Genomic DNA, 23,723 nt, shown 5'->3' on the forward strand with positions numbered 1-23,723 from the left:
TTGCGTGGCGAATACCGTGAACCCAGGACGTCAGGACGGCATCGCGGAGCGACTTGAGGCATTGCGCAGGTGGAACAACGCGACCACGCCTGAGACGATCACCACGGTCGCCGACCTGTTCACCGCACAGGTACGCCGGACCCCGCAGGCCCTCGCGGTCGTGGCACCCGGCGCCCGCCTGACGTACGCCGAGCTGGGCACACACGTCTTCCAGCTCGCGCGCCATCTGCGCGGACGCGGCCTGCGGGCGGAAGACGTCGTCGCCGTGTCCACCCCCCGCTCCGCCGAACTGGTCGTCGCCGTGCTGGCGGTCATGGTCGCGGGCGGCGCCTTCGTGCCGGTCGAGCCGTCCTGGCCGGCGGACCGCCGAGGCCAGGTACGGGCCGAGGCGGGCGCGAACCTGGTCATCGCCGCCCCCGGCATGGAGACCGGTGACTCCGTCGTGGAGGTGGACCTCGGCACCTGGCGCTACGGCCACGAGCCCGCCGAACCGCCGTCGCTGCCGCCCATCAGCGGGGGGCGGCTCGCGTACGTGATGTTCACCTCCGGCTCCACGGGCAAGCCCAAGGGCGCGATGATCCGGCACGAGGCGATCAGCACCCGGCTGTTGTGGCAGGTCGAAGAGATCCTCGGGTTCGGGCCCGGCGACGCGTCGCTGTTCAAGGCGCCGCTGTCGTTCGACATCTCGGTCAACGAGATCCTGCTTCCGCTCGTCTCCGGCGGCTACGTGGTGGTCGCCGAGCCCGGCGGCGAACGCGATCCCCAATACCTGCTCGACCTGATCGCGCGGGAGCGGGTGACGTTCGTCTATTTGGTGTCGTCGATGCTCGACACCCTCCTGGAGATGGCCCACGGGACCTCGCTGCTGTCCGGGCTGAAGCATGTCTGGTGCGGTGGCGAGGTGCTCACCCCTGAGCTGTTCGACCGGTTCCGGAGCCAGCTGTCCACGACCCTCTACCACGGGTACGGCCCGGCCGAGGCGACCATCGGCGTCTCACACGTCATCTACCGCGACACCGCCGAACGCATCGCGACCTCGATCGGCCGCCCGAACCCGCACACACAGCTCTACGTCCTCGACGACCGGCTCGAGCCGCTGCCGGTGGGCGAGGCCGGTGAGCTGTATGCCGCGGGGTTCCTGCTCGGGCGCGGATACATCAACGCCCCCGCGCTGACCGGCTCCCGCTTCGTGGCCAACCCGTTCGGTGACGGCGGATCCCGGATGTACCGCACCGGCGACCTGGCGCGCTGGAACGCCGACGGCTCGCTGGAGTTCGTGGGGCGGGCGGACAACCAGGTGAAGATCCGCGGCATGCGACTGGAGCCGGAGGAGGTGGAAGCCGCGCTCGCCACGCACCCGCGGGTCCGCCAGGCGACCGTCACCGTGGGCACGAACGCTGCGGGCGCGCGGCACCTCATCGGGTACGTGACCTCCCACGACGACCTCCCGGCCGGGGAACTACGGCGCTGGTGCGCCGACCGGCTGCCCGAGTACATGGTGCCGAGCGCCTTCGTCGTCCTGGACCGCTTCCCACTCACCGCCAACGGCAAGGTGGACCGCCGCGCACTCCCGGAACCCCAGCGGCGGCCTCTGCCGACGCCGAAGGTGGACGGCCGCACCCTGCCGGAACCGGACGAACGGGGACAGGAGCGCACGCTCGAGCCGCAGGCTGCCCGGGAACGCGTCCTGTGCGAGATCTTCGCGCGGGTCCTCGGCCTCGAGGAGGTGGGGGCGGAGGAGGACTTCTTCGCTTTGGGCGGTGACAGCATCGTCGCGATCGGCGTGGTCCGGCAGGCGCGGCAAGCGGGACTCGTGGTGCGGGCGCGCGACTTGTTCGCCCATCCCACCCCCGCCGCGCTGGCGGTCACGGTGACCGAGGTCACCACGACCCCCGGCCCCGCCACCGGCGCGGTCGGCGAGGTCCCCCCGACCCCGATCACCGAATGGCTCCAGGCCACCGGCCCGTCGATGGACGGCTTCATCCAGTCGATGACAGTCCACACGCCTGCCGGTATGACCGCTGACCAGCTCGAACACGTCGTCGACGCCATACTCACCACCCACGACCTGCTGCGAGCACGGATCGACGGCACGGCCCCCTGGACCCTGTCGATCCAGCCGGTGGGCTCGCCACGAGCAGCCCAGGTGATCACCCGCGTAGAGGTGACCACCGACGACGCCACGACGGTGAAGTCCGTCGCCGGCCGCGAGGTCATGGCGGCGGCGCGACGGCTTGACCCGGCCGGCGGCCGGATGATCGAGCTGGTGTGGCTGGATGCCGGGGCGCACGCGCAGGGTCGGCTCGTGGTGGTGATCCACCACGTGATCGTGGACGGGGTGTCGCTCCGGGTGCTCCTGGAGGACCTCGGCCAGGCATGGGCGGCGGTTCGCGAGGGGCGTGCGGTGTCGCTGCCCGGCGTACCCACTTCGTTCAGGCAGTGGGCGACGCTGCTGCGCGACCGTACCCGCGCGGGCGCGTTCACCGCCGACGAGGCGTACTGGCTGCGGGCGGCGGCCACGCCCGACCCGATGCTGGGGGAGCGGCCCCTGGACCCGCGCCGCGACGTGGTGGCCGCCGAGGAGTCGCTGACGGTCGCGCTCCCGTCCCCCGTTGCCGCCCGCCTGCTCGGCGCGGTGCCCGCGTCCATTCACGGCGGCGTGAACGACGTACTGGTCGCGGCGGCGGCGATCGCCCTGGGCCGGTGGCGGGCCGACCACTGCCCCGACGCAGGGTCCGAGGTGCTGCTGGAACTGGAGGGACACGGCCGGGAGGAAGACGCCGTCGGCGCCGGGGACGTCGACCTGTCCCGTACCTTCGGCTGGTTCACCACGCTCTTCCCGGCCGTACTCGATCCGGGGCCGGGCGACGCCGCCCTCGGCGACGCGGTGAAGGCGGTCAAGGAGCAGCTCCGCGCGGTGCCCCGGCGGGGGCTGAGCTACGGTGCCCTGCGTTATCTCGGCGGCAAGCCCCGTCCTGACCTGGCCGTCTCGCCGCAGGTGCTGTTCCACTACCTCGGGCGGTTCGCGGCCGGGTCCACCGAGGAGTGGACGGCTGTTGGCGACGGCGGTGGAGCCGGTGGTGGCGACGGCAATGGAGTCGGCGTTGGCGTCGGTGGTGGCGTTGGGGTCGGTGGTGGCGTCGGCGTTGGAGTCGGTGGTGGCGTCGGTGGTGGGGTAGGCGGTCGCGGCGGGAGTGGTCGTGGTGGTGGCGAGATCGTCGTCGAGCGGCGTGATCCGCGCATGCCGCTGCCGCGCGTGCTGGAGATCAACTCGGTCGCTGTGGACACGGCCGACGGGCCGGTGCTGGAGACGCGGTTCAGCTGGCCCGGTGGCGTGCTCGACGGCGGCCGGGTGCGGGCGCTGGCCGAGCTGTGGACCCAGGTGCTCACCGGCATCGCCACGAGCGAGACGGTTGCCGGGCATACTCCGTCGGACTTCCCCCTTGTCGCCCTGGAGCCGAGCGACGTGGCCGCGATCGAGGCCGCGGCGCCGGATCTCCGGGAGGTACTTCCTCTGTCACCGCTGCAGACCGGCCTCTACTTCCATGCCACCTTCGCCCGCGACACCGACCCGTACGTTGTCCAGCAGATCATCGAGCTGACCGGCCCGCTGGACGGCGACCGGTTACGGCTGGCCGCGGACCGGCTGATCGACAGGTACCCCAACCTGGGCGCGGCGTTCCGTACCGTCGGCGACGGGCAGGTCGTGTCCGTGATCGCGGGCCGTCCGCCGGTGCCGTGGCGGGTGGAGGATCTCAGCGGGCTTGGCGTGGAGGGTGCCGCCTCGCGGGTGGCCGCCGTCGCGGAGGCGGAGCGGTCCTTGCCGTTCGACCTGGAACGGCCCCCGTCCATGAGGTACGCGCTGCTCAGGCTCGGTGAGCGGCGGCATGTGCTGATCCACACCGTGCACCACATCCTCGCCGACGGCTGGTCGGTGCCGCTGCTCCTACGCGACCTGCTGGCGCTCTACGAGGCCGGGGGAGGGCCCGAGGCGCTGCCGGCGCCCCCGCATTACCGGGAGTTCCTGCGGATGCTGGTGGCACAGGACCCCGACGTGGCAACCGAGGCGTGGGCGGACGCCCTGGCGGACGTGCACGAGCCGACCAGGCTCGCTGATGCGCTCGGCGTCCCCGAGGAGACTGGGTTGGCTGATGCGCTGGGCGTCGCCGGGCAGGTCGTCGGTGGGTTCGGGCGCGTCGATCGGGAGCTGTCCGAGGAGGTCAGCGACCGGGTGAGCGCGTGGGCGCGGGAGCACGGGCTGACGGTCGGGGCGGTCATCGGCGCCGCTTGGGGCATTCTCGTCGGACGGTTGGTTGGTCGGTCCGATGTGACGTTCGGTTCGACTGTGTCCGGCCGTGGGGCTGCCGACGTTGCGGGCATCGACTCCATGGTCGGTCTGCTGATCAACACGGTTCCCGCGCGGGTACGGTGGAGTCCCGCCGAGTCGCTCGCCACCGTGGTACGGCGCTTCGCCCGCGACCGGCGCGAGGTGGTGGAGCACGAGCACGTCTCGCTGGCCCGGCTGCAGCGGCGGCTGGGTGTGCCCGAGCTGTTCGACACGCTCGTGGTCATCGAGAACTACCCGGCGCCGCCTACCCCGGCAGGGGAGATCCAGATCTCCGCCGTGCACACAGTCGAGGCGCCTCACTACCCCGTGACGCTGATGGCCAAGCCGGGTGCGCGGATCGCCGTCACGCTGACCCACGATCGGCGGGTGGTCGGTACGAGTGCCGCGGCCCGGCTGGCCCGCCAGTACGAGATGGTGCTTGCCGCTATCGCCGAGGACGCCGAGCAAGCCTGTGAACTGGTCGAGTTGGTGACTGGGGAGGAGCGCGAGTGGCTGATGGCCGCCGGTTCCGGCGCCCCGGTGCGGCGGACCGGCACCACGGTTGTGGATCTGTTCGCGGGTCAGGTGGCCCGGCATCCGGCGCGTACAGCCGTCGTCTGTGGCGACCTCGCGCTCACCTACGCCGAGCTGGACGATCGCGCTGTACGGGTGAGCCGGGCACTGACCCGGGCGGGTGTGCGCCGTGGCGACATCGTCGCGGTGGCGACGAGCCGCTCGGCGGACATGGCCGTGGCCCTGCTCGCCGTCATGCGTGCCGGGGCCGCCTATCTGCCGGTTGATCCCGGCTATCCGGCGGCTCGGATCGAGTTCATGCTCGGGGACGCGCGGCCGGTGTGCGTGCTCACCGACGACGCGAGCGCCAGGTCGCTGCCGCCGCACGACCTGCCGACACTCACCGTACGGGCGGCGGCCGACGCGGACATCACCGGCAACGGGACGAGAACAGGTCCGCTGGATGCGGTGCCGGGTGCGACCAGGACGGGGCCGCAGGCTGCGGTGTCGGGTGTGACTGGGACGAGCCCGCAGGACGCGGTGTCGGTCGTTTACACCTCCGGGTCGACGGGGCGGCCGAAGGCGGTTGTTGGGACGCAGGGGGCGCTTGCCAATCGGCTGGTCTGGGCGGCGCGGGAGTGGGTGGCCGATGTTCGGGTGGCGAAGAGTTCGCTGAGCTTTATCGACGGCACCACGGAGCTGCTCGGGGGCCTGGTCGCGGGGGCGACGACGGTCATCGCCGACGCCACTGAGGCCACCGACGGCGCCGCGCTGGCCGGGCTCGTCGAGCGGTCCGGGGCGACCCAACTGCTCGCCGTGCCGAGTCTGGCCGGCGCGCTGGCGGACACGGAACCGGAACGGCTCAGGACGCTCAGCCGCTGGATCTGCAGCGGGGAACCGCTGGACCGGGCCTGCGTGAACGCGCTCCGGCAGGCGTCCCCCGGTGCCCGGATCGTCAACTCCTACGGGTCGTCGGAGGTGGCGGGTGACGTGTTGCAGGGTGAGGTGGACGCGGCGGGGCCGGTGACGTTGGGGACGCCTGTGCCTGGGGCGCGGATCCATCTGCTGGATGCCGCCCTTCACGTCGTCCCGCCCGGCGCGGTCGGGGAGATCTACGTCGGTGGCGCCCAGCTCGCCCTCGGGTACCTGGGCCAGGGCGGTGCGACGGCCGCCCGATTCGTGGCTGATCCGTACACCGACGGCGGCCGGCTCTACCGCACCGGCGACCTCGGCCGGTGGACGGCCGACGGGCGGGTCGAGTTCCTCGGCCGGGCCGACGACCAGGTGAAGATCAACGGCTACCGCGTGGAGCCGGGCGAACTGGAGGCCGCTCTGATGCGCCGCGCGGGTGTGGCCGACGCCGTGGTCGCGGTACGCACCGCAGGCGGCGGCACCGGCGGCACAGGCGGCGGCACACGCTCTCTGCACGCCTACGTGGTGGCCGTCCCCGGCGAGGAAGTCGACCCCAACGCCCTCCGCGCAACCCTACGCGCCGAACTACCCCCCTACCTGGTCCCCGCCACGATAACCATCCTGGACCACCTGCCGACGCTCCCCAACGGCAAACGAGACCGCAAGGCGCTCCCCGCCCCCGAGCCGATCGCCAGGGGCGGACGCCCGCGCACCCCAAGGGAGGCGCTGATCTGCGCCCACTTCGGCACGGTGCTCGGCCTCGACGGCATCGGCGTGCACGACGACTTCTTCACGGCCGGGGGCGACAGCATCCAGGCCATCCGCGTCGTCAGCCTGCTCGCCAAGGACGGGATCGAACTGACCACAGAGGACATCTTCCGCATGCGTACCCCCTCCGCCATCGAAGCCCACCTGGCAGGCGGCGAGCCGGCGGCGCGGCTGCTCCCCGCCGAGCTGACGACCGTGTCGCTGACCCAGGCGGAGATCGACCACGTCGTGGCGGTCAGCCCGGTTCCGGTGGCCGACATCTGGGCGGTGTCGCCCCTCCAGGAAGGTGTCTACTACCAGGCGGCCTTCTCCGAGGGCGCCGGCACCTACATCGCGCAGAACGTGTTCGACTTCGACCGCCGCCTCGACGTCGAGGCCATGACCATGGCGTTCGTGGCGCTGCTGCGACGCCATCCCACCCTGCGCGCCGGGTTCACCGGCGACGGTGTCCCCGGCGTCGTGCAGTACATCGGCGCCGAGGTCCCGGCCGAGGTCGCGGTCGTGGATCTGGCTACCGGCTCCGGGGAAGCCCTCGCGGAGCTGATGCGGTCCGACCGGGAGAAGCCGTTCGATCTCACCCGGCCGCCCCTGGCCCGGCTGACCGTCGTACGCCTGCCCGGCGGCCGGGACCGGCTGCTGCTGACCGCGCACTTCCTGCTCTGGGACGGCTGGTCGCGCGAACTGGTGCTGCGCGAGCTGTTCGCGCTCTATGACTCCCGGGGGGAACGCGGCGCGTTGCCGCCGGCGCGGGCGGCGTTCACCGATCACCTCGCCTGGATCGCCGCCCGCGACCGCGACGCCTCCACCGCCGCCTGGGCCGCCGCGCTCGCCGACGTCTCCGAGCCGACCATCCTGGTCCCGGAGGCGGCCGGCCGGGAGCCGATCCCGTCCGAACGCGTCCTGGCGGCGCTCCCGGCCGAGGTGACGACCCGGCTGGGGGAGCAGGCCAGGCGCGGTGGGGTCACGCTCAACTCGCTGCTGACCGCCGCGCTCGGGTTGCTCCTCGGCTACGAGACCGGGCGCACCGATGTCGTGTTCGGCACGACGGTCGCGGGCCGGCCCACCCAGTTGCCCGGGATCGAGGACGTGATCGGCCTGTTCCTCAACACCGTCCCGGCCCGGGTGGCCGCCGCGCCCGAGATGACGGTGATCGAGCTGGCGCGCCGGGCGCAGGAGGACCGCATCCGGCTCGCGCCGCACGAGTACCTCGGGCTCGGCGACATCCAGCGGGCCGCAGGTCACGAGCAGCTCTTCGACACGCTGTACGTCCTGCAGAACTTCCTGTCCGACACGACCTTCACCGACCTGGAACGCGAGCAGGGCATCGTCGGAGTGGAGTACGTCGACACCACCCACTACCCGTTCACCTGGGTGCTGACCCCCGGCGCCAACCTGCGGATCAAGCTCGAATACCGGCCGGACGTGGTGGCGGAGCAGGACGCGCGGTGGCTGGTCCGGCGCTTCACGCGGCTGCTGGAAGCGCTCGCCGACGGCCTGTCGGTCCAGGCGGGCGCGCTCGACCCGCTGCTCGACGAGGAGCACGCCGAGCTGGCCGGGCAGTGGGCGGCCACGGAGCATCCGATCGGCTCGGCCACCATCGCCGACCTGCTGGCCGAGCGGGCCAAGGGCTGCCCGGACGAGGTCGCCCTGGTGTTCGGGGAGCTGTCGCTGACCTACGCCGAGCTGGACGGCCGGATCAACAGCCGGGCCCGGCTGCTGCTGTCCAAGGGCGCGGGACCGGGCCGGATCGTGGCACTCGGTCTGCCCCGCGGCGTCGAGATGGTGGTCGCGCTCTTCGCCGTCCTGCGTACCGGCGCCGCCTACCTGCCGCTCGACCTCGACCACCCCGTGAACCGGCTGGCCGGGATGCTCGACGACGCGCGGCCGGTGCTGCTGGTGTGCGCCGACGCGGGCACACCGCTGGCCGAGGCGCAGCGGCGGCTGGGCGGGGAATGCCTGGTGCCCGACGACACGCTGCCCGGGCATCCGCTGAGTGACGCGGAGCTGGGGGCGTTCGCCGCCACGGCGCCCGGCAGGCTGGAACATCCGGCGTACGTCATCTACACCTCCGGCTCCACCGGCCGCCCCAAGGGCGTGGTCACGCCGTACCGCGGCCTGACCAACATGCAGCTCAACCACCGGGCCGAGATCTTCGACCCGGCCGTCGCCCGCGCCCGGAGCGCCGGGCGGGACCGGCTGCGCATCGCGCACACGGTGTCGTTCTCCTTCGACATGTCGTGGGAGGAGCTGCTGTGGCTCGTCGAGGGCCACGAGGTGCACATCTGCGACGAGGAGCTGCGCCGGGACGCCGCCGCCCTGGCCGCCTACTGCCGCGCGAACCGCATCGACGTGATCAACGTGACCCCGACGTACGCCCACCACCTGTTCGAGGAGGGGCTGCTCGACCGGGACGGGCACCCGCCCCGCCTGGTGCTGCTCGGCGGCGAGGCGGTCAGCGAAGCCGTCTGGAACCGGCTGAGCGAGCCCGGCGGCGCCGAGGGCTACAACCTGTACGGCCCGACCGAGTACACGATCAACACGCTGGGCGCGGGCACGGGCGACAGCGCCACGCCGACCGTGGGCCGCCCGATCTGGAACACCCGCGCGTACGTGCTCGACGCCTGGCTGCGCCCGGTCCACCCGGGGGTGCTCGGCGAGCTCTACGTGGCGGGCGCGGGGCTCGCGCACGGCTACCTGCACGCGCCGGACCTGAGCGCGTCGCGGTTCGTGGCGGACCCGTTCGTGCCCGGCGGGCGCATGTACCGGACCGGGGACCTCGTACGGCAGCGCCGGGACGGCAACCTCGACTTCCTCGGCCGGGTCGACGACCAGGTGAAGATCCGCGGCTACCGGGTCGAACTCGGTGAGGTGGAGTCGGCCCTGACCGCGCTGCCGCAGGTCCGGCAGGCAGCGGTCATCGCCCGTACCGACTCGGCGGTGACCGGGCTGAAGAAGCTGGTCGCGTACGTGGTGCCGGCGGACGGGGCCGACCAGGCCGCCCTCGTCGCGGACCTGCGGGCCGCGCTGGCCGAGCGGCTGCCCGGTTACATGGTCCCCGCGTTGTACGGCGTCGTCGGTGAGCTGCCGCTGACCGTCAACGGCAAGCTCGACGTCGCCGCGCTGCCCGAGCCCGTGGCACCTGTCAGCAGCGGCAACGGGCCGCGCGACGACCGCGAGCGAACCCTGTGCGCGATCTACGCGGAGGTGCTCGGCCTCGCCGAGGTCGGCATCGACGACGACTTCTTCGCCCTCGGCGGCGACAGCATCTCCTCGATCGCCGTGACCGGCCGCGCCCGCAAGGCGGGCCTGCACCTCACCCCGCGCGACGTCTTCCGCCGCCGCACCGTGCGTGCGCTGGCCGCAGCCGCCCCACAGGCCCGCCCGAGCGGACCGCGGGACAGCGGCGAGGGTACGGTCGCGCTCACCCCGATGCTGGTCGAGACCATGCGGGCGGGTACGCCCCTGGAGCGCTTCTACCAGTCGATGATCCTCCGCACCCCGGCCGGCATGACCCACGCGCAACTGGAGCGGGTGCTCCAGGCCGTCGGCGAACGCCACGATCTGCTGCGGGCCCGGCTCGACCGCGACGGCGCCGACTGGGTGCTGTCGGTGCCGCCGCCCGAGGCGTTCCGCGCGGCGGACGCGCTCACAAGGGTGGATGTGTCGGCCGACGTGGAGGAGGTCACCGGGCGGGCCGCCGACGGCCTCGACCCGGATCGCGGGGTCATGCTGCGGGCGGTCTGGTTCGCCGACGAGTCCGGGCCCGGCCGGCTGCTGCTGGTCATCCACCACTTGGTGATCGACGGCGTCTCCTGGCGGGTGCTCGCCGACGACCTCGCACGGGCCTGGGCGGATGTACGGGCGGGCCGCGAGCATGTGCCCGACGAGGTGCCGACCTCCTTCCGTACCTGGTCGAAGCTGGTCGAGGCGGCGACCGAGCGGGGCACGTTCCGCGACGAGCTCGACCACTGGCGGGCCGTCCTCGCCACCGAGGACCCGTGGTTGGGCACGCGCCCGCTCGACCCGGCGATCGACACTGCCGCCACCGTGGAGTCGCTGACGGTCTCGCTGCCCGCCGAGGTGAGCACGGCCCTGCTGTCGGCCGTGCCCGCCGCGATGCACGGCGGCGTCAACGATGTCCTGCTGACCGGTTTCGCCACCGCACTCGCCGAGTGGCGGCGCGGAGAGCAGACCGCCGTGGTCCTCAGCTTGGAGAGCCACGGCCGCGACGCGCTCGACGGCGTGGACCTTTCTCGTACGGTCGGCTGGTTCACCGCCATCTACCCCGTACGCCTCGACCCGGGACCCCTGCGCTGGGCGGAGGTCACCGAGGCGGGGGCTGCCCTCGCGGCGGCGGCGAAGCGGGTCAAGGAGCAGCTCCGCGCTGTGCCCCGGCAGGGACTGGGGTATGGGATCCTGCGTTACCTGGACGGCGAGGCGGACCTGCGGGGCGAGCCGCCGCAGATCCTGTTCAACTACCTGGGGCGGTTCGCCGCCGACGAGGGCGGGGACTGGGCGGCGGCGGGCGCGCTGCGCGAAGGCGTCCACCCGAGCAACCCCGCGATGGGGCTGGAGATCAACGCGCTGGCCCGGGATGGGCGGGCGGGCACGGTGTTCTCGGCCACACTGTCCTGGCCGTCCGGCGTCATGACGGCCGGTGAGGTGGGGCGGCTGGCCGAGCTGTGGATGGCCGCGCTGACCGCGCTGACCCGCTGTGCCGAACTCGCCGGGCGTACTCCTTCCGACTTCCCGCTGGTCGAGCTGACCCAGGGGGACGTGGACCGGCTCGCGCCGTCCGGTGTGCGGGACGTACTCCCGCTGCTGCCGTTGCAGCAGGGCATGTACTTCCACGCGTCCTTCGCCGAGGACCAGACCGACACGTACGTGGTGCAGCAGGTGGCCGAGCTGTCCGGGCCGGTCGATCCGGCGGCGCTGCGCCGCGCCGTGGAGGCGGTGGTCCACCGCCACGACGCCCTGCGCGCCTGCTTCCGTGAGCTGGCCGACGGCCGGGTGGTCCAGGTGATCGCCGGTGCGGTGGACGTACCGTGGCACGAGGTGGACCTGACCGGCCTCGATGTTGAGGCGGCGCGCGAGCGGCTGGCCGAGGTCACCGCCGCCGAGCTGGCCGGGCCCTTCGATCTGGCCGCCGCGCCGCTGCTGCGTTACGCGCTGGTCTCGCTCAGCCGGACCGATCACCGGCTGGTGGAGACCATGCACCACATCCTCGCCGACGGGTGGTCGTACCCGCTGATGTTCGGCGACGTGATCGAGTCCTACGAGCGGGGCCGGGCCGGAGCCGGGTACGAGCTGCCCGCCCCTGCGGTGACGTTCCGCGACCACGTCGAGGCGGTGGCCGGCCTGGACCGGGCACACGCCCGCGGCGTGTGGGCCCGCGCGCTGTCCGGCATCGACTCCGCCACTCGCCTGTTCGGCGCCGTGGAGAAGGTTTCCCGGCATGACAGCGTCCACGTCGCGCTGCCCGCCGAACGCACGGGCGCCCTCGTGGAGGCCGCTCGCGAGCAGGGGGTGACGCTCAGTACGTTCGTGCACGGCGCCTGGGGGCTGCTGCTCGGCAGGCTGCTCGGGCAGGAGCGGGTGGTCTTCGGCTCGACGGTGTCGGGGCGGGGCGGGGAGCTGCCCGGCGTCGAGTCGATCGTCGGCCTGCTGATCAACACCGTTCCGGTGCCGATGTCCTGGCGTCCCGGCGACCCGCTGCGCGAGGTGCTCGCCCGGCTGCAGGAACAGCAGACGGACCTGCTCGACGTGCAGCAGGTGGGGCTCGGCGAGCTCGCCGCCGTCGCCGGTGTCCGTGAGTTCTTCGACACGATGGTCGTGGTGGAGAACTTCCCCACCGTGCGGGACGGTGGGCGGGACGGGCTGAGCGTGCGGGGCTTCACCGGTACGGATTCGCCGCACTATCCGGTGTCGCTGGTGGCCTTCCCCGGCGAGCGGCTGACACTGGAGATCAAGTACGACGTCGAGCTGGTCGGGGAGCGGGCGGCCCGGCGGCTGCTGGACCAGGTGGGGCGGGTGCTCGACCAGTTGGCCACGGCCCCTGGCCTGCCGGTCTCGCGGCTGGACCTGCTCGGAGCTGTGGTGCCGTCCGATGCGGCTGTGTCACGGGTGGAGGACGCTGCGACGCTCGCGGGCGCGTACGCCGCCGCCCCGGTCCGGCCGGGCTCCATCGCCGTCACCTCGGGCGACGCTTCGCTCACGCACGCCGAACTGGACGCGGCCGCCAACCGGCTGGCCCGCGCCCTGATCGCCGGAGGAGTACGGCCGGAGTCGCGGGTCGCCGTCGCGCTGCCGCGCTCGGCCGACCTCGTCGTGGCGCTGCTCGCGATCGTGAAGGCGGGCGGCTGCTACGTACCGCTGGACATCGGCGCCCCGGCCGGACGGCTCGACTACATCCTCGCCGACTCGAACCCCGTGTGCCTGCTGACCGACAGCGCGACGCTGGCCTCGCTGCCCCCTGCCACGGTGCCGGTCATGATGCTGGACGTCATCGCGGGCCACCCCAGCACCCCGCCGCAGCCGGTCCCGCTGAGCGCGGACAACGCGGCGTACGTCATCTACACCTCGGGTTCGACGGGACGTCCCAAGGGCGTGACGGTGACCCATCGGAACGTGCTGTCGCTGTTCGCCGCGGCTGAGGAGCTGTTCGAGTTCGGTCCGGCGGATGTGTGGACCATGTTCCACTCGTACGCGTTCGACTTCTCGGTGTGGGAGCTGTGGGGCGCGCTTCTGTACGGCGGGCGCCTGGTCGTCGTCGCCCACGACGTGGCGCGCGACCCGCGACGCTTCCTGGACCTGCTGGAACGCGAGCGCGTGACCGTGCTGAACCAGACCCCGTCCGCGTTCTACCCGCTGATCGAGGCCGACCGCGCGCAGCCGGGCGAGCTCGCGCTCCGGTACGTGATCTTCGGCGGCGAGGCGCTGGACCTCGCGCGCCTGGCCCCGTGGCACCACCGCCACGCCGACGGAGCACCGCGGCTGGTGAACATGTACGGCATCACCGAGACCTGCGTGCACGTGTCGTTCCGCGCCCTGACCTCGGACGACGCGAACGGCGACAGCGTCATCGGCGGGCCGCTGCCCGGCCTCGGCGTACACGTGCTCGACCGCCACCTTCAGCCGGTCCCGCCCGGCGTCACCGGCGAGATCTATGTCGCGGGCGACCAACTGGCCCGCGGGTACCTCGACCGCCCCGGCCTGACCGCCGAACGGTTCGTCGCCGACCCGAACACCTCCGGCGCGCGGCTCTACCGCACCGGTGACCTCGCGCGGTGGGCTCCCGACGGCGACCTGGTCTATTTGGGCCGGTCCGACCAGCAGGTGAAGGTACGGGGGTACCGCATCGAACTCGGCGAGATCGAGTCCGCGCTGCTGACACTGGACGGAGTCGTGAACGCCGCCGTCACCGTACGCGAGGACGAGCCCGGACGGCGGCGGCTCGTGGCGTACCTGGTCGCACGGGCCGGGGTGCGCATCGGTGCCGCCGAGGCCCATGCCCACCTGGCTGAGAGGCTGCCTGGCTACATGATCCCGGCGGCCTTCGTGCCGCTCGACGCGCTGCCACTCACGGTCAACGGCAAGCTCGACCGCGAGGCATTGCCCGCTCCGGCGACCGCGCGGGCTGCGGTTACCGGCGAGCTTGACCGCGAGGCCGCCCTGCCCGTCCCGGCGACCGCTCGGGTTGAGGTCCTTTCTGGGGTTGCGTCGCCTGTGGTCGTCCTGCGGGCGCTGTACGCGGAGGTGCTGCGTCTGGACGACGTCGGTCCCGACGACGACTTCTTCGTGCTCGGCGGCGACAGCATCATTGCGATCCAGCTCGTCAACCTGGCCCGGCGCCGGTCATTGCGGCTGTCCCCGAAGGACGTGTTCGTCCACCGCACTCCGGCCGCGCTCGCCGACGCGATTGGTCACTTCGGCACGGACACCGGATCTGGCCGGGGGACGGCCGCCGGACGTGGCCGAGAGTCGGGTGCGGACGTCGGATCCGGTCAGGCGCACACTGGATCCGGCCGGGAGCCGGAGGAGGTCGCGTCCGATGGGGTTGGCGAGGTCATGCTGATGCCGATCGTGCACCGGCTGGCCGAGCTGGGCGGGCGGATCTCCCGGCTGAACCAGTCCGAGCTGCTGCTCACCCCACCGGGAGCCACCCACGAGCAGGTCAGCACGCTGATCCGCGCGTTGGTCGGGCGGCACGACGCGCTCCGGCTGCGGCTGAACCGGCCGTCTCCGCTGCTGTGGTCCCTGGAGGCCCGTCCGGCCGCCGACGTCCCGGTTCCCGCCGTGGCCTCGGTCGACGCGGTCGGTCTCGACGAGGACGCCCTGCGCGCCCTCGTCGCCGCCGAGTCCGACGCCGCCGCCGACCGGCTGGACCCTGACGGCGGCGATGTGTTGCAGACGGTGTGGTTCGACCAGGGGCCCGAGCATCAGGGCAGGCTGCTGCTCGTCGCGCACCACCTGGTGGTCGACGGGGTCTCGTGGCGGATCCTGGTCGACGACCTGCGAGACGCCTGGGACGCCGTGAGCACCGGCCAACACGTGCGACTCGAACCGGTCGGCACGTCGCTGCGCGCCTTCGCCCGCTCCATCACCGAGAACGCCACCCAGTCGGCCCGGCTCGCCGAGTTCGACCATTGGACGGCCACCCTGGCGCCGGGCGGCGAACTCGATCCGGCAACCCCGACCATCGGCCTGACAGCAGGCCGAACCCGGGACCACGTCGTGCGCCTGCCCACCGAGGTGACCGGCCCACTGCTGACAACCGTGCCGGCGACCGCCGCGACCTGGCCGCTGCGGTCGGCTGCGTCGGCCATCGGAACAGCCGACGCGACCAGGCCGATGACCGGGCTGGCGGCCCCCGTGGCAGACGTGACTGGGCCAGCCGCCCCTGTGGCCGACGTGATCTGGCCGATGACCGGGTCTGCCACCCCCATGGCCGATGTGACCGATGTGCTCGTTGCCGCGCTGCATGTCGCGGTCTCACGCTGGCGGGCGGCGCGTGGCGGTGACCCCGCGGCGCCGCTGGTGATCGACCTGGAACGGCACGGGCGCGAGGAGATCGCGGACGGAGAGGACCTGTCCAGAACCGTGGGGTGGTTCACCGCCATCGCCCCCGTACGGCTGCCCGCGGTATCCGGTGAGGCCACCGCCGTGCTTGGCGACGTGTGCCAGGTGCTGCGGGCCGTTCCGGACGGTGGTCTCGGGTTCGGGCAGTTGCGTTACTGCAACGCGCGCACCGCCCCCGCGCTCGCCAGGCTGGGAACGCCACAAGTGCTGTTCAACTACCTCGGCCGGTTCCCCACCGGCCGATCCGGCGACTGGGACACCGCGCCCGAGGCGGAGGCGCTGCGGGTGCACCCGGACCCGGATCTGGGCACGCCGTACCTGCTGGAGATCAACGTCGCCTGCCACGACACGGCGGCGGGGCCCGAGTTGCACGCCGTGTTCACCTATGCGGACGGCGGCCTCGGCGCGGACGACGTGGACGCACTCGCCGACGCCTGGGCCGCGGCCGCGCGCGAGCTGGCCGCCGCATCGCCCGGCCATGACCGCGAGCGTGGGACAACCCACCCACCCCGGCCCACCGCGCTGAGCGACTCGACCGGGCTGAGCGACTCGACCGCGCTGACCCACCGCACTCTCACCCCCGATGAGGTCGACCGGGTGCTCGCCGCAGCCCCGGTCGCCGTACAGGACATCTGGCCCTTGTCGCCGCTCCAGGAGGGCCTGTACTTCCAGGCGGGCTACGCGGGCGACGCCGACGTGTACGTGGCGCAGAACGCGTTCGACTTCGCCGGGCGGCTCGACGTCGCCGCACTCCGCCACGCGTACGCCGCCGTGCTCGATCGGCACGCGGCCATGCGGCTCGGCTTCACCGCTGAAGGCACGACTCGGCCCGTAGCCCTGGTCGGCACCGGCCTGGACAGCCGGGTCGACGTGGTGGATCTGTCGGACGCGGACGACGACCATCGGCTCCGGGCGCTGATGGAGGAGGACCGTCGCCGGTCGTTCGAGCTGGCCCGGCCGCCGCTGTGCCGCCTGACCGTGGTCCGTCTGCCCGGCGGGCGCGACCGGCTGCTGCTCACGTACCACCTGCTGCTGTGGGACGGGTGGTCGCGGGAGCTGGTCCTGCGCGAGTTGTTCGGCCAGTACGCCCTCGCCCGCGACAGTCACCCCACCCAGCGAACCGACGCGGAGACAGCGGTGGGACGGCCGAAGGGGGCGGGTCAGCTCTCGTCGGTCGCGGAGGCGGCGACGTTCACCGACTACCTTGCCTGGTTGGCTCGCCAGGACGCGGACGCGTCGGCGCGGGCCTGGGGGCGGGCGCTCGCCGGGCTGGAGGAGCCGACCATCCTGTTCCCGGCGGCGGCGGGGACCGCGCCGGTGCTGGCGACCAGCCTGTCGTTCCGGCTGAGCCGGGAGCAGACCGGCCGCGTCACCGAGCAAGCGCGGCGCGGTGGGGTGACGCTCAACGCGATGCTCAGCACGGCGCTGGCGATGGTGCTGAGTCATGCCTCGGGACGGCAGGAGGCCGTGTTCGGTACGACCGTCGCCGGGCGGCCGACCGAGCTGGACGGCATCGACTCGGTGATCGGGGTCTTCCTCAACACCGTTCCCGTCCACGTACGCCTGGCCCCGGGCGAACCCGTGCTGGAGGTCATGCGGCGCGTGCAGGCCGACCGCGTGGAGATGATGGCGCACGAGTACCTCGGCCTGGGCGACATCCAGCGCGCGGCGGGCCGTGACCAGCTCTTCGACAGCCTCTACGTCCTGCAGAACTTCCTCGACGACGACACCTTCACCGACCTGGAGGAGGAGCACGGCATCGTCGGCGTGGAGAGCGTGGACGCCACGCACTACCCGCTCACCTGGGTGGCCACGCCGGGGGCGCGGCTGGCGGTGCGGCTGGAGTTCCGTGCCGACGTGGTCGCGCCGGAGCAGGCGCGGGCGCTGCTGTCCCGGCTGGAGCAGGTGCTGCTCCACCTCTCGGAGCGGGCCGCCGCGACGGTCGCCGATGTTCCCGTCCTTCTGCCGTACGAGCTCGCGGAGCTGGAGGCTAGATGGGACGCGGTCACCCATCCCATCGGCGCCGAGACGATCGCGGAACTGATGGGCGCCCAGGCCCGGCGGACACCGGACGCCGCGGCCCTCACCTCCGGCACCCGGACACTGACCTACGCCGAACTCGACGCGCGCGTGAACCAGCTCGCCCGCCTGCTGCTCGACCGGGGAGCGGGCCCCGAGCGGATCATCGCGCTGGCCGTGCCTCGATCCATCGACATGGTGGCCGCGCTGTTCGCGGTCCTCCGTACCGGAGCCGCCTACCTTCCCCTCGAACTCGACCATCCCGACGACCGCCTGCTGGCGATGCTGGCCGACGCGGGGCCGGTCCTGCTGGTCACCACCGAGGCGGTGGCGCCCCGGCTCGCTTCCCACCCGGTGCCGGTGCTGTGCCTGGACGGCGCCGCCGCGCGTACCGGATCGTCGGAGCCGATCGAGGACCGCGAGCTGGGCGACTTCGCCCCCGGCAGTCCGGGACGGCTCGACCACCCGGCGTACGTCATCTACACCTCCGGCTCCACGGGCCGGCCCAAGGGCGTGGTCACGCCGTACCGGGGCCTGACCAACATGCAGCTCAACCACCGCGAGGCCATCTTCGCCCCCACGATCGCCGCCGCCGGGAACCGGATCCTCACGATCGCCCACACGGTCTCGTTCTCCTTCGACATGTCGTGGGAGGAACTGCTGTGGCTGGTCGAAGGCCATCACGTACACATCTGCGACGAGGAACTGCGCCGCGACGCCCGCGCGCTCGTCGCCTACTGCGACCGGCATCGCGTCGACGTCGTGAACGTGACACCGACCTACGCCCAGCACCTGCTCGACCAGGGGCTGCTCGACGGCGCGCGGTATGGGGGGCCGCCCGGCTCGTACCGTCCGGCTCTGGTGCTGCTCGGCGGCGAGGCGGTGCCGCAGACGCTGTGGACCGCGCTGCGCGAGGCCGAGGGGGTGGATGGCTACAACCTGTACGGTCCGACCGAGTACACGATCAACACCCTCGGTGCGGGCACCGAGGACAGCATGGGCACCACAGTCGGGCGGCCCATCTGGAACACCCGCGGCTACATCCTGGACGCCGCCCTGCGGCCGGTGCCCACAGGCGTGCCCGGCGAGCTCTACATCAGTGGGGCGGGGCTGGCGCGTGGATATCTCGACCGGTTCGGGTTGACCGCCTCGCGGTTCGTGGCGGATCCGTTCGTGTCCGGTGGGCGGATGTACCGTACCGGCGACCTGGTGCGAGCCCGTGCGGACGGGAACCTCGACTTCCTGGGCCGTACTGACGATCAGGTCAAGATCCGTGGTTACCGGGTGGAACCGGCCGAGGTCGAGGCTGCTGTGACGGCGCGGCCGGGGGTGCACCAGAGCGCGGTGCTCGCGGTTCCCGGTCCGTCGGGTGGCAAATGGTTGGTGGCCTATGTCGTTCCCGACGAACCCGGTGATGGGGACTCGCTGCTGGTGGCCGTCCATCGTGAGCTGAAGTCGGTCCTGCCCGGGTACATGGTGCCGTCGGCCTTCGCGGTCGTGGAGGCGCTGCCGCTGACGATCAACGGCAAGCTGGACACCGCTGCGCTGCCGGCGCCGCGGTCGCTGCCGTCGAGTTCGAGGGCGCCGGTGGGTGAGGTGGAACGGCGGCTGTGCGAGCTGTTCGGCGAGGTCCTCGGCGTCGGCGAACCAGGTGAACCGGGTGACCTCGGTGACCTTGATGGCCGCAGTGGCCCTGGCTGCTTCGGCGACCGCGGCGATTTTGGCGGTTTTGGCGGTTTTGGTGCCGAGGACGACTTCTTCGATCGGGGTGGGCACTCCCTGCTCGCTATCCAGCTGTTCGGGCTGGTGCGTGCGGCTCTGGGCGTCGATCTGTCGTTGCGCGACATGTTCGACACGCGCACGCCCGCGCGCCTGGCCGCCCGTCTCGCCGACCGAGCCGGCACCACACCCCCCGAGCTCGCCTCCCGCCAGCGACCGGAGCGCCCGCCTCTATCGGCGGCCCAGGAACGGCTCTGGCTGCTCCAGCAACTGGACCCCACCTCGACGGCGTACAACTACCCGCTACTCGTCCGCCTCCGCGGATCCGTCGACCACGAAGCCCTCCGGGCCGCGCTCGGCGACGTGGTGGCACGGCACGAGGTGCTGAGGACGCTGGTCACGGTCGTCGACGACCAGCCGTTCCAGGACGTACTCGACCCGTCCCCGATCGCAGTCGCGGTCGTGGACTGCCCGGCCGCCGAGACCGGGAACGCGGTGTCGGCGGCGGTGGCCTACCCCTTCGACCTGGCCGCCGACCCGCCGTTGCGGGTCACCCTGATTCAAGAGCAGGACACCGGGGACAGCGTGCTGGCCCTGATCCTGCACCACATCGCCATGGACGAGTGGTCCGACCGGCCGCTGCTGCGCGACCTCGACACCGCCTACGCCGCACGGCAGGCGGGTCACGCCCCACGCTGGGAGCCGCTGCCGGTGCAGTACGCGGACTACACCCTGTGGCAGCGCGAGCTGCTCGGCGACCCCGAAAACCCGGCCAGCAGACACGCCGCCGAGCGGGCCTACTGGCAGGAGCACCTGCGCGGCCTACCGGCCGAGATCCCCCTCCCCGCCGACCGGCCCCGGCAGGCGCGCGACGCCCGCCGGCTCGACCAGACCCGCGACGCCCGCTGGGCCGGACAGGTGTCCGCGCCGCTCTCGCCGGAGCTGATCGACCCGCTGCGGGAGCTGGGCAGGGCCGAGTCGGCGAGCTTGTTCATGGTGCTGCACGCCGCACTGGCTACCTTGCTGCACCGCCTCGGCGCCGGCACCGACGTCCCGATCGGCAGCCCGACCTCGGGCCGCGCCGACGCGGTGCTGAACGACCTGGTCGGTTTCTTCGTCAACACCCTCGTCCTGCGCGCCGACCTTTCCGGCTCACCCTCCTTCACCGAGCTGTTGCGTCGGCTACGTGAGACCGACCTGGCCGCGTTCGAGCACGCCAACGTGCCCTTCCAGCAGGTCGTCGAGGTGGTCAATCCGGTACGCGAACAGGGACGCAACCCACTGTTCCAGGTGATGATCGGCTTCCTGCACCGGCCGACCGGCCACGACACCGCCCTGGGCCTGCCCACGGGCGACGCGCCCTCGTACCTCTCCGACCCCAAAGTCGACCTGAACTTCACCTTCGTCGACGCCGGCCCGCGACAGCCGGTCGAAATCACCCTGGAGTACGACGCCGCACGCTTCCACGACGGCACCGCGCGGCGCCTGCTCGACCGCCTCATCGTGCTGCTCGGCGAGCTCGCGGTCCGGCCGGAGCAGCCGGTCGCCATGGTCCCGGTACTCGCCGCGGCCGACCTCGACGACCTCTCGCGGTGGCGGTCCGGCGGGCCGGTGGAAGCCGATGACCTGCCCTGGGACGTACGGTTCTCCGCGCGGGCGAAGGCGGCGCCGGATGCGGACGCCTGCGTGTCCGGCGGCCGGACGATGAGCTACGCCGAGCTCGACGCGGCCTCGAACGCGTTCGCCGCCAGACTCGCCGACCTCGGCGCCGGTCCGGAGAGCCTGGTCGGACTCGCCCTGCCGCGCTCGGCCGACCTGCTGGTGGCTGTACTGGGCGTGGCCAAGGCGGGGGCCGCGTACTTGCCCCTCGATCCCGCGTTCCCGGCCGAGCGGCTGCGATTCATGATCGACGACGCCCGGCCCGCCGTTGTGGTCGCCGACGAGCGATCGCGGGAACTGTTCTCCGCGATACCCGACGGCACGACACTCATCAACTTCGACGGCTTGCCAAGGCACCTCCGCCAGGTGGCTCCGAGCGATCCGAATCGCACGGACATGGACGGCGCGTCTGCCCGTCTTCGCCATGTGGCCCAGAGCGATCCAGGCCTTACCGACGTCGACGGAACACCCACACGCCCCCGTGATCCGGACTCCGCGGCGTACGTCATCTACACCTCGGGATCCACCGGCAGGCCCAAGGGCGTGGTGGTCACCCATCGCGACCTGGAGACCTTCCTCGCCGCCGTGGCCGACGCCGTCCTGATCGGGGACTCCGACCGGCTGCTCGCCGTCACCACCCTTTCCTTCGACATCTCCGTACTCGAACTGATGGCCCCCCTACGCGCCGGCGGGTGCGTGGTGATGGCCACAGAGGAGCAGGTACGCGACCCGCGCCTCCTCGCCGCGCTGGCGGCGGCCGAACGCGTCACGGTCATGCAGGCGACCCCGTCGCTGTGGTCGGCGCTGGCCCAGTCGCCGGACGCCGACCTCAGCGGCGTGCGGGCGCTGATCGGCGGCGAGGCGCTGCCGCCTACCCTCGCGGGGGAGCTGGCGAGCAGGGCTCAGAGCGTAGTGAATCTGTACGGCCCCACGGAGGCGACCGTCTGGGCCACGGCTGCCCCTGTGGACGACGGCTGGTGCGACCGCCCCACGATCGGCCGCCCACTGCCCGGCACCACGGCCCACCTCCTGGACGCGGCACTGTGCCCGGTTCCTCCCGGCGCCATCGGCGAGCTGTACCTCGGTGGGGCGCAGGTCACCCGCGGCTACCTGGGGCGCCACGGCCTCACCGCGTCCCGGTTCGTCGCCGACCCGTTCGGCGATGGCGGCCGGCTCTATCGCACAGGGGACCTCGCTCGCTGGACCTCTGACGGCTCGCTGGAGTTCCTCGGCCGCTCGGACCATCAGGTCAAAGTGCGCGGCTTCCGCATCGAGCTGGGTGAGATCGAGTCGGTCGCGGCCCAGCATCCGGCTGTCCGGCAGGTCGCGGTGGTCGCGCGACAGGACTCGCGCGGCGAGACCCACATCCTCGCGTACGTTACCACGGACGACACCGTGTCCTCGATGCGGGATGGCCTCGGTGACAGCGAAGCCTCGGCACCACTGCGGGACGGCCTCGGTGCCGGCGATGCCTTGTTGTCGCTCCAGTTCCGTGACTACCTTGCTCACCGCCTGCCGGGGTACATGGTTCCCGCGGTCGTGACAGTCCTCGACGAGTTGCCGCTCACACCGAACGGCAAAGTGGATCGCTCGGCACTGCCGGACGTCGACTTCGCCCGGATGACCACCCGTACGGAGCCGCGGTCGCGTACCGAGGCGGCCGTCTGCGCCGTCATCGCGGAGGTACTGGGGCTCGACTCGGTCGGCGTGGACGACGACTTCTTCGTCCTCGGCGGGCACTCGCTGCTGCTGGTACGGCTGGCCGCGGCCCTGCGCCGGGACCTCGGCGTCGCCCTCCCGATCGCGGACCTGTTCACAGCGCCCACGGCGGCGGCCCTCGCCCACCGGATCGGCAACGCCGCGTCCGCCAGCGATGCTGCGCTCGGCGGTGATGCCGCGTCCGCCAACGATGCCGTGTCCGCCGGCGGTGCGATGGCTCCCCTGCTGGTCCTGCGGGCAGGCGGCAAGCGGCCGCCGCTGTTCTGTCTGCCGCCAGCCAGCGGCCTGAGCTGGCAGTTTGCCGGGCTCAAGCGCCACCTGCCGCCGGACGTCCCGCTCTACGGCCTGCAGTCACCCCTCCTGAGCCGTACCACCGACCTGCCCGTCACGATGAGCGAGCTGGCCGAAGAGTACGCCGGTCTGATCGGCCGGACCGCGCCCGAGGGGCCGGTCGGGCTGCTCGGCTGGTCGTTCGGCGGTGCGGTGGCGCATCAGGTGGCGATCAACCTCACCGCCGGCGGACGTGAGGTCACGTTCCTCGGCATGCTCGACACGCGAACAGGCCTCACCGAGAGGGCCGCCGACGCATGGGACGGGCCCGCGGCGATCGCCGATCTGCTGATCGAGATGGGCTGCCAGGTGCCGGAGGAGCGGCGTCCGACGTTGTCCGTCGCCGACGCGGTCGGGTTCGTCCGGGAGCTGGGTGGCGGTGTCGCCGCGCTGGAGGACGCGCAGATCGCCCGGGTGGTGGAGAACTACCTGGCCAGCGACCGCATGATGGAGCGGGCCGAGTACGGCGTCTTCCCGGGAGACGTGGTCTTCGTGGACGCGACCGTGCCGGAGCAGGGGTTCACGGGGACGGCCTCCGAACAGTGGAGCCGGTACGTCGGGGGAGAGCTGCGGACGTTCGCCATCGAGTGCGGGCATTCCGAACTGCTGGACACCCGCACTCTGGAGATCCTCGGCCCGCTGATCGGCCGTCACCTTCCCCGGTGAGAACGGTGAGAAC

1 protein-coding gene is annotated in these 23,723 nt (G+C 72.4%); it reads left to right on the plus strand.

Features of this window, described 5'->3' with window-relative positions:
* Positions 1-4 precede the first annotated feature (4 nt).
* Positions 5-23,710 (plus strand): non-ribosomal peptide synthase/polyketide synthase, encoded by a 23,706-nt coding sequence (locus KLK06_RS36880; protein ID WP_214640267.1) that lies wholly within the window; start codon positions 5-7, stop codon positions 23,708-23,710.
* Positions 23,711-23,723 lie beyond the last annotated feature (13 nt).

The sequence above is a fragment of the Nonomuraea sp. NEAU-A123 genome (assembly GCF_018603905.1).
Lineage (GTDB): Bacteria > Actinomycetota > Actinomycetes > Streptosporangiales > Streptosporangiaceae > Nonomuraea.